This is a genomic window from Streptacidiphilus alkalitolerans, assembly GCF_042511045.1.
Lineage (GTDB): Bacteria > Actinomycetota > Actinomycetes > Streptomycetales > Streptomycetaceae > Streptacidiphilus > Streptacidiphilus alkalitolerans.
On sequence record NZ_JBHEZX010000023.1, the window covers coordinates 120000 to 131564 of the forward strand.

12 protein-coding genes and 1 rRNA gene are annotated in these 11565 nt (G+C 71.2%); 6 read left to right on the plus strand and 7 right to left on the minus strand.

The window, feature by feature from the left end:
• Positions 1-501, minus strand: coding sequence for a MarR family winged helix-turn-helix transcriptional regulator (locus tag ACEZDG_RS34465; protein WP_380517853.1), 501 nt, complete (start codon positions 499-501; stop codon positions 1-3).
• 83 nt (positions 502-584) lie between these two features.
• On the opposite strand from ACEZDG_RS34465, the gene ACEZDG_RS34470 reads away from it, so the two are divergent.
• Positions 585-1139, plus strand: a complete 555-nt coding sequence (locus tag ACEZDG_RS34470) for a YceI family protein (protein WP_380517856.1) — start codon at positions 585-587, stop codon at positions 1137-1139.
• A gap of 6 nt (positions 1140-1145) precedes the next feature.
• On the opposite strand, the gene ACEZDG_RS34475 is transcribed toward ACEZDG_RS34470, so the two are convergent.
• The 3 genes from ACEZDG_RS34475 to ACEZDG_RS34485 form a co-directional block, all read right to left on the minus strand.
• Positions 1146-2708 carry a N,N-dimethylformamidase beta subunit family domain-containing protein gene (locus tag ACEZDG_RS34475; RefSeq protein ID WP_380517859.1) on the minus strand — a complete coding sequence of 521 codons (1563 nt, stop codon included), beginning with the start codon at positions 2706-2708 and terminating at the stop codon, positions 1146-1148.
• A gap of 195 nt (positions 2709-2903) precedes the next feature.
• Entirely contained in the window at positions 2904-3926 is a 1023-nt protein-coding gene (gene glnII / locus ACEZDG_RS34480) for a glutamine synthetase (RefSeq protein WP_380517862.1), read from the minus strand.
• A gap of 251 nt (positions 3927-4177) precedes the next feature.
• Positions 4178-4852 (minus strand): YigZ family protein, encoded by a 675-nt coding sequence (locus ACEZDG_RS34485; RefSeq protein WP_380517865.1) that lies wholly within the window; start codon positions 4850-4852, stop codon positions 4178-4180.
• Positions 4853-5014: 162 nt separating this feature from the next.
• Here ACEZDG_RS34485 and ACEZDG_RS34490 point away from each other — a divergent pair, with 162 nt between their 5' ends.
• From ACEZDG_RS34490 to ACEZDG_RS34500, 3 genes are read left to right on the plus strand one after another with little or no spacing between them, the layout of a single operon-like run.
• On the plus strand, positions 5015-6361 hold the full coding sequence (locus tag ACEZDG_RS34490; RefSeq protein WP_380517867.1) for an NAD(P)/FAD-dependent oxidoreductase: 1347 nt from the start codon (positions 5015-5017) through the stop codon (positions 6359-6361).
• A gap of 16 nt (positions 6362-6377) precedes the next feature.
• Complete coding sequence (locus ACEZDG_RS34495) at positions 6378-7574, plus strand: DUF5685 family protein (protein WP_380517869.1); 1197 nt, start codon at positions 6378-6380, stop codon at positions 7572-7574.
• Positions 7575-7631: 57 nt separating this feature from the next.
• The gene (locus tag ACEZDG_RS34500; protein ID WP_380517872.1) at positions 7632-8147 is read left to right on the plus strand and encodes a DUF3291 domain-containing protein; all 516 of its coding nucleotides are present in this window, start codon (positions 7632-7634) and stop codon (positions 8145-8147) included.
• On the opposite strand, the gene ACEZDG_RS34505 is transcribed toward ACEZDG_RS34500, so the two are convergent.
• Positions 8144-9457: an alpha-L-fucosidase gene (locus ACEZDG_RS34505; RefSeq protein ID WP_380517875.1), complete on the minus strand. Its 1314-nt coding sequence runs from the start codon at positions 9455-9457 to the stop codon at positions 8144-8146. The genes ACEZDG_RS34500 and ACEZDG_RS34505 overlap by 4 nt on opposite strands.
• A gap of 131 nt (positions 9458-9588) precedes the next feature.
• Here ACEZDG_RS34505 and ACEZDG_RS34510 point away from each other — a divergent pair, with 131 nt between their 5' ends.
• On the plus strand, positions 9589-10446 hold the full coding sequence (locus tag ACEZDG_RS34510) for a phosphotransferase family protein (RefSeq protein WP_380517877.1): 858 nt from the start codon (positions 9589-9591) through the stop codon (positions 10444-10446).
• A gap of 4 nt (positions 10447-10450) precedes the next feature.
• On the opposite strand, the gene ACEZDG_RS34515 is transcribed toward ACEZDG_RS34510, so the two are convergent.
• Positions 10451-10855 (minus strand): RidA family protein, encoded by a 405-nt coding sequence (locus tag ACEZDG_RS34515; RefSeq protein WP_380517880.1) that lies wholly within the window; start codon positions 10853-10855, stop codon positions 10451-10453.
• A 76-nt stretch (positions 10856-10931) separates the two neighbouring features.
• Between ACEZDG_RS34515 and ACEZDG_RS34520 the strand changes: the two genes are divergently transcribed.
• The gene (locus ACEZDG_RS34520; protein ID WP_380517882.1) at positions 10932-11177 is read left to right on the plus strand and encodes a hypothetical protein; all 246 of its coding nucleotides are present in this window, start codon (positions 10932-10934) and stop codon (positions 11175-11177) included.
• 291 nt (positions 11178-11468) lie between these two features.
• On the opposite strand, the gene rrf is transcribed toward ACEZDG_RS34520, so the two are convergent.
• A 5S ribosomal RNA gene (gene rrf / locus ACEZDG_RS34525) occupies positions 11469-11565 on the minus strand; the annotation flags it as partial.

Consider the following 11565-nt stretch of genomic DNA (forward strand, 5'->3'; position numbering starts at 1 on the left):
TCAGGAGTCGCAGAGGTCGGGCCCGTCCAGCTGGGCCAGGATCCTCTCGGAGACCGTCGCCAGCGCCGCGACCTGGTCGGCGCTGAGGGCGTCGAAGACCAGTCGGCGCACCGTGTCGACATGGCGGGGCGCGGCGGCCTCGATCGCGGCCTGCCCCTCCGGGGTGATGACGATGAAGGCGCCGCGCCCGTCGGCGGGGCACTCCTCCCGGGCTATCAGGCCGCGCTTGGCCATCCGGGCGAGGTGGTGCGACATCCGGCTCTTCTCCCAGTTGAGCTCCCTGGCCAGCTCCAGGATCCGGCGGCGGCCCCCGTCCAGGTCGGTGAGGTGCACCAGCACCTCGTAGTCGGCCAGGGACAGGTCGGACTCCGCCTGCAGGTCGCGGCCGAGCCGCGCGGTCAGCTGGGTCTGCATCCGCAGGAAGGCGCGCCAGGCGCGCTGCTCGGACTCATTGAGCCAGCGCGGTTGCGTGGAGCTGCCAGGGGTGGTGATGTCGTTCATGCAAACACCCTACACGTCTTTGTTGACACATCATCCATATTTGCTAGGCTCTGGGTGACACGTCAACCACTGAGGAGTCCCCCATGGCCGCCACCCTCTCTCCCGACCTCACCGGCACCTACACCATCGACCCCGCGCACAGCCGTATCGGCTTCGTCGCCCGGCACGCGATGGTCACCAAGGTCCGCGGCTCCTTCAACGAGTTCACCGGCGCGATCGTGGTCGACGCCGAGAAGCCCGAGCAGTCCTCGGCCAATCTGGTGATCAAGGTCGACAGCATCGACACCCGCAACGCGGACCGCGACGGGCACCTGCGCAGCAACGACTTCCTCGACCTGGCCACGTACCCGGAGATCGTCTTCGCCTCCACCGGGGTCGAGCTGACCGACGACACCAGCGTCAAGCTCACCGGCAACCTGACCGTCAAGGGCGTCACCCAGTCGATCACCATCGACTTCGACTACGAGGGCGCGGCGACCGACCCCTTCGGCAACCGCCGCCTGGGCTTCGAGGGCTCGCACGTCATCAGCCGCAAGGACTACGGCATCGTTTGGAACGCGCCGCTGGAGACCGGCGGGGTGCTGGTCAGCGACAAGATCACGCTGGAGTTCGAGATCTCGCTGGTCAAGGACGCCTGACCCGCCTCAGCCGTAGACCGCCGCGACATTGTCCCGAGGGGCCGGCCTGCCGTGAGCGGCCGGCCCCTCGGCGAAGGCCGTGAGCAGGTTGGACGTGGCCCGGGTGACCATCGCCCCGGTCCTGGCGTCCATCCCGTGCGCGCCCCAGTCGTCATGGGTGCCGGCCATCAGCCCCTCGACCCAGCGCATCGTCCCCGAGGCGAAGACCCCGGCCCCGCCGGGGACGGTGTAGTAGGCCGAGTCGGAGTGGCTGTGCACGCCGTTGCAGACCAGCGGCGAGTGGGCCAGGATCTCGATCGGCCGCGGCGTCGGCACGCCGGGGGTGACCCGGTCGTACTCCACGCCGACCAGGTGGGCGAAGGTGTCGCCGGTCCGCACCCCGGTCCCGGCGAACAGCCAGTGGTCCGCCGTGTGGACGGTGTAGCGGGCGTCGACCGGGTTGCTCTCGTAGTACACGCCGGTGAGCGAGGACTCGGGGTCGGCGCCGGGGGCCGCCCTGAAGTCGGTGGTGACCTCGGCGCGATCGGTGGCGTAGGCCGGGTCGTCGCGGAAGTCCGATTTGTAGCAGGCGATCTGACGGTCCCCCGCCTGCCAGCGGATCCGCCGGAAGCAGGCGTTGGCGCCGAGGAAGGCGAGGTTGGTGCCCGTGTCCCTGGCCCGGGTCACCGCGGCCCGCTGCCGGGGCGTCCAGTACTCGTCGTGGCCCAGGGACAGCACCGCGCGGGCGCCGTCCAGGGCGTCCGGCTGCCGGTGCACCTCGAGTCCCGTGGTGTAGGCGAGCGGGAGGCCGAGGCGCTCGGCCAGCACCACCAGGGCCCGCTCGTAGACCATGAACTTCTCGGCGCCGCTGTTGTCGTAGGGGCGGTCGAAGGAGACCACCAGCGAACGGCTGCCGTAGCCGCCGTCCCGGCCCTGGTAGAGGTTGGCGCCGCCCCACAGGTTGTACGCCTGCCAGGTGGCGACGCCGTGCATCAGCACGGTCCGGCCCCGGGCGCTCGCGCTGCGCAGCACCATCGGCACATAACGCTGGTGCCCGTGCGAGCCGTCGAGCCGCAGCAGGTAGGCGCCGGGCGGCCAGCCCTCGGTCCGCACGGTCAGCGAGGGGGTCCAAGCGGCGTACGCGGTGCGGGTGGCGCCGGTCCAGCGGGCCGGACCCTGCCGGCGTCCGGGCTGCGGCGCGGAGCGCCAGACCAGTCGGGCCTGCGCGCCGCCGTACCAGCCGACCCGGTAGGCGGAGACGGTGAAGCCGGGGGCGGTGGTGGAGACATGCAGGGCGAAGGACTCGCCGGGGAGCACGCTGATCCGGTCGGTGTACCCCTCGACCGCCTCCGGCGGGCCCTGGGACCTGATCCGCCAGTCGGCGTCGCCGGGGCGCTGCCGCTCGGCCTGTTCGGCGTCGGGGGCACCGGCGGTACGGCCGGCCGCGATGGGATCCGCGGCGGCGCCGCCCGGGCGGCTGCCCGGCCCGGCGGTTGAACTCCCGTCCTCGCTGAGGACCAGGGCACCGACCCCCGCCGCTCCGGCCGCGGCGACGGCTGCGGCCGTCCCCAGGAACCGCCGCCGTTCCATGCGTCCCCGTCCCCGTTGTCCACGTTGTCCACGTTGCCCCGGCCTCGCGATCCGGCCCGGTTGATCTTCGACCCTACCGTTCGCCTGTGTGATTCCTGGAAGCGGCCGACAGGAGGACGGTAAGGAAGCGGGACGCAGACAGCGGCGCCCGCCGGATCACTCCGGCGGGCGCCGCTGTCGCGGAAAGGGGGCGGATCAGGCCTGGTCGGCCTTCTCCAGCGCCGAGCAGCAGGTGTTGACCAGCAGACGGGTCACCACGTACGGGTCGACGTTCGCGTTGGGGCGACGGTCCTCGATGTAGCCCTTCTGCTCCACCTCGACCTGCCACGGGATGCGCACCGAGGCGCCGCGGTCGGAGACGCCGTAGCTGTAGACGTCCCACGGGGCGGTCTCGTGCAGGCCGGTGAGGCGGTCCTGGATGCCGTGCCCGTACTGGTTGACGTGCTCCAGCACCTTCTCCTGGTCGGAGCCGAGCGCCTCGCAGGCGGTGATGATGGCCGGGTAGCCCTCGCGCATCGCCTTGGTGGAGAAGTTGGTGTGGGCGCCCGCGCCGTTCCAGTCACCCTTCACCGGCTTGGCGTCGATGGTGACCGCGACGTCGAACTCCTCGGCGGTGCGGTAGAGCAGCCAGCGGGCCACCCACAGGTGGTCCGAGACGGTCAGCGCGTCGACCGGGCCGATCTGGAACTCCCACTGGCCGGGCATGACCTCGGCGTTGATGCCGCAGAAGGCCAGGCCGGCGGTGAGGCAGCGCTCCATGTGCAGCTCGACGATGTCGCGGCCGAAGACCTCGTCCGCGCCGACACCGCAGTAGTAGCCGCCCTGGGCGGCCGGGTAGCCGTTGACCGGGAAGCCGAAGGGACGGCCGTCCTTGAAGAAGTTGTACTCCTGCTCGATGCCGAAGATGGCCTCCTGCGAGGCGTACTGCTCGGCGATCGGACGGAGCAGCGCACGGGTGTTGGTCTCGTGGGCGCTGCCGTCGATGTTGAAGACCTCACACAGGACGAGGACGTCGTCACCGCCGCGGATCGGGTCCGGACAGGAGAAGACCGGCTTCAGCACGCGGTCCGAGGCGTGGCCCTCGGCCTGGTTGGTGCTCGAGCCATCGAAGCCCCAGGTGGGAAGCTCGGCACCGTCGGCCAGGATCCGCGTCTTCGAACGAAGCTTGGCGGTCGGCTCGGTGCCGTCGATCCAGATGTACTCAGCCTTGAAAGTCACGGGCGGCATTCCTCGCGGTGGGGTGGGAACGATGCGGTCACGCGGTGCGGTGCTCCGCGTCGCTGGGGAGGTCCGCTGTCCTGCTGCCGAGGAGAATCACAGTTCGCAATTTCCCAACTGTTGCCCATGTGTGAACAGGAGGTTAACCGCCCTGATGAGTGCGACAGCTCACATGAACAGATCGTACGAACGCGGTTCAAATCATCTCTTTGACAGTGTCATGGCAGGTCATCGGGCGGCCCCGGGGCAGGTCACGACCGGTCATTCGGTCGCCAGGGAACGTCCACCCGGTCCGATCCGAGCCGCTCGACCTCCGCGGCCCCGGCGCTGGCCGCGGCCAGCCACTCCAGGAACTCCGCCGTCTGCGGCTCGGGCACGCCCACCTCGAAACGGACCCCGGAACCGCTGTACGACACGTCCCTGACGACATGTCCGGCCGCCCTCAGGTCGTTCTCCAGCCGCCCGGCCCGGACGTGGTCGGTGCTCACCGCCAGCAGGGCGACCAGCCGGCGCTCGACCAGCTCGGCCCGGTCCAGCGCCGCCGACACCGCCCCGCCGTACGCGCGGACCAGGCCGCCCGCCCCCAGCAGCACCCCGCCGAAGTAGCGGGTCACCACCGTCGCCGTGTCGGTCAGGCCGCGGCGGCGCAGCACTTCGAGCATCGGCGCGCCCGCCGTCCCGGCCGGTTCGCCGTCGTCGTTGGAGCGCTCGCGGCGCGGCTGATCGCCGATCACAAAGGCGGTGCAGTGGTGCCGCGCGTCCCAGTACTGCTTGCGGACCGCCGCGACGAAGGCCTGCGCCTCGGCCTCGTCCTCGACCCGCAGCAGCGAGCAGAGGAAGCGCGACTTCCTGACCTCGGTCCCATGGACCAGTGGACGGCCGTCGGGCGTGCGGACGGTGAGGCAGGGCGGCTGCTGCGCCGTCATCCAGGTGCTCCGTCCGGCAGGTGCTCCGTCCCGAGGCGTGGAATGCCCACGCCCCCGAACGTATTCTCACCCATTTCACGGGCGCGGCTCATTGCACAGGCTGGGCACAATGCGGCTGAACCACTCGCACCGGAGCGGCCGTCACTACTACGCTCACCGGGCATGACGACAGCTGGGCGGGGCACTGCGGTGGTCGTCGGCGGGGGGCTGGCCGGGTGCCTCGCCGCCTGGGCCCTGGTCGGCCGGGCGGACCGGATCCTGGTCCTGGAACGCGACCGCTACCCCGAGCCTTCGGCCTACCGTCCCGGCACCCCGCAGAGCCGCCACGCGCACCTGCTGATGGAAGGCGGACGGCGGGCGCTGCAGGAACTGCTGCCCGGCCTCGACGCCGACCTGCTGGCCCGAGGGGCCGTCCCGGTCCCGGTGCCCGGCGGGCTGCGCTGGCTCACCTCCGGCGGCTGGATGCCGCGCTTCGCCACCGACCTGACCTTTGTCTCCTGCACCCGCCCGGTCCTGGACGACGCCGTGCTGCAGCGGGTGCGCAACGAGCCCTCGGTGACCTTCCTGGAGGGCACCGAGGCGGTCGGCCTGCTCGGCGACAGCACCACCGTCACCGGCGTACGGGCCCGGGCCCGCGGCGCGGCGCCGGGCGGCACCCGCACCGCCGCCCCGGTCGAGGACCTGGCCGCCGAACTGGTCGTGGACGCCTCCGGCCGCTCCTCGCGGATGCCGCAGTGGCTGCGCGCACTGGGCTGCGCCAAGACCCCCGAGGACCGGGTCGACGCCGGGGTGGCCTACTCGTCCCGGCTGTTCCACCACGCGCCTGGGATCGACGCCTCGCTCTCCGCCCTCTACATCCAGACCCGGGCACCGGACCACCCCCGGCTGGGCGTGCTGCTGCCGGTGGAGGGCAACCGCTGGGTGGTCAGCCTCGGCGGGATGCGCGGCTCGGAGCCGGAACCGGGCGCGGCCGGGTTCGACTCCTTCCTCGCGCTGCTCCGCGACCCCGCGCTGCGGGAGGTCCTCTCCACCGCCTCCCCCGCCGGCGAGTCCTACGGCTTCCGGCCCGGCGCGAGCGTCCGCCGCCACTACCAGCGCGGCGCACCGGACGGCCTGGTCGTCCTCGGCGACGCCGCCTGCACCTTCAACCCCGTCTACGGGCAGGGCATCTCGGTCGCCGCGTTCGGGGCGCTGGCGCTGCGCGACGGTGTCAGGGCGCGCGGCCTCGGGCCCGGGACCAGCCGGTTCGTCCAGGCCGGAATCTCGGTGGCGGCCAAGGACGCCTGGATGATGTCCTCGGCCGAGGACGTCCGCTTCCCCACCACCACGGGAGGGCCTTCCGGCGCGGTGCTGCGCCTGCAGCACCGCTACCTGGACCGGGTCATCGCCCGCTCCAGCCGCGACGAGGCGGTGTGCGCCAGATTCAGCGAGGTGATGACCCTGGTGACCCCGCCGACCGCCCTGTTCCGTCCCAAGGTGGCGTGGCCGGTGCTGCGCGACCCTCGCTGAAAGGCTTTTTGTACGGATGTTCGGAATCATCAGGCCCTGCCGCCACCGGCTCACCGAGCAGCTGCACCAGTCCTGGACCGCCCACCTCTGCGGCCTGTGCCTGGCCCTGCGCGACGACCACGGGCAGTTGGCCCGCACCGCGACCAACTACGACGGACTGGTGGTCTCCGTCCTGGTCGAGGCGCAGAGCCTGACGGTCGGTGGGGGTTTCTTGAGGTCCTCGGCCTCTTCGGGCAGTGGTCGGCGGACGGCGGGGCCCTGCCCGCTGCGCGGCATGCGGACCGCCCCGGTGGCACACGGCGAGGGGGCCAGGCTGGCGGCTGCGGTCTCACTGGCCCTGGCCTCGGCCAAGGTCCGCGACCATGTGGACGACGCCGATGGGCTCTACGCCCGGCGCCCGGTCGCACTGGCGGCCGGCGGGGTCGCGAACCGCTGGGGACGGCAGAGCCGCAGCGGCGGCAGCGCCCTGGGCTTCGACACCGGCGTCCTCTTCGACACCCTGGCCCAGCAGCCGGAGCTGGAGCGGTCCGCCGGGCCGGGGAGTTCGGTCCTGCTGGTCACCGCGCCCACCGAGCACGCCACCTCACTCGCCCTGGAGCACACCGCCGTCCTGGCCGGCCGTCCAGGCAACCGCACACCGCTCGCCGAGATCGGCCGGCTCTTCGGACGGCTGGCCCATCTGCTCGACGCCGTCGAGGATCTGACGGAGGATCAGGCAGCGGGCGCCTGGAACCCGCTGATCGCCACCGGCACCAGTACGGCCGAGGCGGAGCGGCTCTGCCGCGACGCCGTGCACGGCATCCGACTGGCCCTGCGCGACGTCGAGTTCACCGACGGCGCCCTGGCGCACCGGCTGCTCGCGCACGAGACCGACGCCGCAGTGAAGCGCACCTTCGCCCACGCCTCGGCAGCGCGAGCCCAGCGCGGGAGTGACCATGGGGGCCCGGGACCGTTCGGCCCGGCCGGTCCGTTCGGGCCGATCGACACCACTCCCCCGCGTCCCCTGCGCCGCCGCAACCCGCTGGCCGGCTGCGCGATGTGGGCCCTACTGTGCTGCACCTGCCAGGCCTGCTGCCGGGAGGACTACGAGGACCCCTGCAACGGCCGGCGCCGCCAAGGGCCGTGCAGCGACATGGACTGCGACTGCGACTGCGACTGCTGCGACGCGTGCGAGATCTGCGAATGCCTCGAATGCTGCGACTGCGGCTGCTGAACCGGTCCCTCTATCGACCTATCGACCCGTCGACCTATTGACCATTACGGAGCAATCATGGCAACGACACCGACCGGGAATCCGTACGAGCTCGCCCAAATCAATATCTCCCGCCTGCTCGCCCCGCTCGACAGCGCGCTATTGGCGGACTTCGTCGCCGCGCTGGATTCGGTCAACGCGACCGCCGAGGCAGCCGACGGTTTCGTCTGGCGGCTGCAGGACTACGGCGGCAACGCCACCGAGATCCGGATATTCGGCGACGACTGGCTGATCGTCAACATGTCGGTCTGGCGCGATCCCGACGCCCTGACCTCATACGTCTACAGCCCCGAGCACCGTGCGGTGCTGGGTCGGCGGCGTGAGTGGTTCGCCCGACCGGTGGAGGCGATGACCGCCCTCTGGTGGGTCCCCGCCGGCACCCGCCCCACCGTCGCCGACGCCGAACAACGCCTGCTGACCCTCCGCGCAACCGGCCCCACCCCGGACGCCTTCACCCTCCGCGACACCTTCCCCGCACCGCTCACCGTTCCTCCGAAGGCCACCAGGGGGCCGGAGCTCACCCCCTGCGGCTAGGGACTTGTCCGCTGCGGCTCCGCGTCGAACTTCCCAGCGATGAAGGGCAGTTGCTCCTCGATCTCGGGGAGGGAAGCGAAGCCGGTGTGGAAGCCCGTGACCGCACGCAGCGCGCCCTGGTCGCCGCCCCCGCCCCCATCCCCGGTGAGGCGGATGCGGAGTTCGGTGACCGTGACGGGCGCGAACGCGTGCACCCGGCGGACGCCGACCGTGCCGCCACGGGCGAGCAACCGTCCGTCGGCGAGGATCTCGTGCCCGAATATCCGCTGGCCGCGACCGAGGTCCTCGCGCAACTCCAGATGGTCGATCAGAACGGGTGCGGCAAAGCGGGCAACCAGCTCGCCCCGGTCGCCCCGGTCGGCGGCGAAGAGCTGCGCAACCTGCGGCGCACGGAAGCGGCGCGCCAGTTCGTCGGTGAACTCGTGCAGCCGGGCGCGGTCGTGGTCGTCGATCAGCCCGCGGCGGTCCGGCGGCACATTCAGCAGCAGGCCCGCGCCGAGGCCGACGGAGCGGTACCACAGGGCCAGCAGGTGGTCGCGGGTCTTGAGGGTGTGCAGGTCGTCGGGCTGCCAGAACCAGTGGCGGCGGATCGGGACGTCGCACTCGGGCGGCAGATAGCGGGTGCGGTCGAGGGACGCGTCCTGCTGGGCGTAGATGCTGACCGCGCTGGTATCGGTGGCATAGCGGCAGGGGTCCGCGGCCAGGCCGTCCTCGTTGCCGACCCAGCGGATGGTGGGGCGGCCCATGTTGAAGACCATCGCGTCCGGCTGGTGCTGCTCGATCACGTCCATGACGCCGTCCCAGTCGTAGGACCGGCCCTCGGATCCGGCGCCGTCGAACCACAGCTCGTAGAGCGGGCCGTAGCGGGTGCACAGCTCGGTCAACTGGCGTAGGTAGAAGGCGTCATAGGCCTGCGGGTCCGGGTAGCAGGCGGCGTTGCGGTCCCACGGGGACAGATACAGGCCGAGGCCGATCCCGGCAGCGCGGCAGGCGTCGGCGAGCTCGGCCACGACGTCGCCCCGACCGTCCCGCCACGGCGAGGAGCGGACGCTGTAGTCGGTGGTGTCGGTGGGCCACAGGCAGAAGCCGTCGTGGTGCTTCGCCGTCAGTACGACATACCGTGCTCCCGCCCGCACGGCCGTGTCCACCCACTGGGCCGCGTCGAGCTCGGACGGGTCGAAGCAGGCCGGGTCGAGCGTGCCGTCGCTCCACTCGCGCCCGTGGAAGGTGTTCACCCCCAGATGCAGGAACAGGCCGAATCCGTCCTCCTGCCAAGCGAGTTGACCGGGCGTCGGAATGGGGACGGGCATCGGGTCTCCAGGCTCGACCGGGGGCGGGGTAGGTCCATCCTCATGGGCCGACTGCGTCAAGATCATACGCTCATTCGGTCACACGATCGGTCAATCGGTCGCCGCACTGAGCCTGCCCTATGCTGGGCGCCGTGAGTGACCAGGCCTCTTCCCCGTTGTGGTTGGACATCGCCGAAGCCCTCCTGCCGGGTGTCCCGCTGGACGGGGCACGCCTGGCCAAGGACGGCAATATCCACCACGTCGTCCTGCTTCCGGGCGTCGCGGCCGTGCGGATCAGTCGCCGCCCAACAGCCGCGGAGGCCATGCCACGGCGGGTGGAACTGCTGCGGATGATCGCAGCCGCCGGGCTGCCGTTCGCAGTACCGGAACCGCTGACGCCGGTGGCGATGTTCGGGGACCACGCGGCCGTCGCCGTTTCCTGGATCGACGGCGCCGCATGGCCGCGTGGCGAGGGCGACCCGGCGAAGATCGGAGAGCTTCTCGGCGCACTGCGCGACCTCCCGATCACCCCGGAGCTGAAAGCCGTGCTCAGCCCGCCGAGCGAACAGGCTGGCGGCCGGCGCTGGGACGACGTCCTGGCCGAGGAGGTCATCCCACGCCTCCCCGGGAAGTGGCGCGACGAAGGCCGACGCCGCCTCGACGACGCGCTCGCCCTGGAACCGGTCCCGGACTCACTCGTGCACGGCGACCTCGGCGCCGACAACGTCCACTGGAGCGAGGACGGCAAGCTGATCGGCGTGCTGGACTGGGACCTGGCCCAGTTGTTCGACCCGGCGGTCGACGCTGCTTCCATGGCCTGGCACGGCTGGCAGAACATCCGCCGGGCCGTCGACAGCACCACCTTCCGTCGGGCCGCCGTATGGGACCGGACGTTCGGCGTCGAGCACCTGATCGCGGTACTCAACGGCAGGACCCTGACCAACGTCGACAGCTATGTGCAGCACATCGTCGCGTGGCTGGAGCAGAACGCCGACCGGCCGTTCCCGTAGGAGCTCAGCCGAGGATCGCGTCGATCTCCACCTCAACGAGCCAGTCGATATCGATGAACCGCGAGACCTCAACGACGGTGCAGGCAGGACGCACAGACGCGAACCGCTCTCCGTGCGCCCGCGCTGCCTCCTTCCAGGCCGTCACATCGGTGAGCATGATGCGCGTCCGCACGACGTCCTCGATCGATGCCCCCGCTGCCTTCAGCGCCGCCTCCGCGATGTCCAGACACCTGACAGTCTGCGCATACACGTCGCCACGCCCCACGGTCGTACCGTCGTCCCCGATGGGAGCGGTCCCCGCCACGGCGACGTGCGCGCCCTTGCGAACTGCCCGTGAGAACCCGATCTGGGGCTCAAGCGGTGAGCCGGAACTGACTGTCTGCCTATCCATCTGCCGATCAAGATCCATCGCACCATCCTCGCAGACCACCGCCCCTCCGCACAGCGCTTAAAGGGACCGCAGGCCCGTCCGGTCGACCTCGCTGATGAAGCCGCCTACCTCGCTCGACGGTGTGGCCCTGGCCGCCCGCTACCGCGACGGCCGACTGACCCAACTGGTCACCCAGGGCGACGGGACCACCGGAGAGGACGTATCCCACGCCCACGCCCACGCCATCGGGGACGCCCATGGCAAGGCTGCGCCAGCTGGCTATTGCGCGGGGCGTGTTGCCGATCCGCAACTGGGAGGGTACTCCTCCGCGAAGGTGCTGCGTGGGGTGCGCCGGCCCTGAGTGGGGTCGGCCTTCGCCGTAGCGGCAGTGACGACACCGTCTCGCGGCTCCGCCGCACTGCGGCCAACTACGCGGGAGCGGGGCGGGTGGTCGGGCGTCGTTTCTCGCCGACGGGAAGGGGACGGCGGACCCCGGCCCGGCGGGGGGCTTCCTGTAGTTGGCTTCTTTGCGCCGGAGGCGCGAGACGGCGCCCCCACTGTGGCAACGGTGAGGGCCGACCCCGCGGGTTGTTTGGTCGTGAACGCAGTGAAGCCCCCTGACGTGTTGTCAGGGGGCTTCACTGGAATGGTTGTTCGGCGGCGTCCTACTCTCCCACAGGGTCCCCCCTGCAGTACCATCGGCGCTGTGAGGCTTAGCTTCCGGGTTCGGGATGTTACCGGGCGTTTCC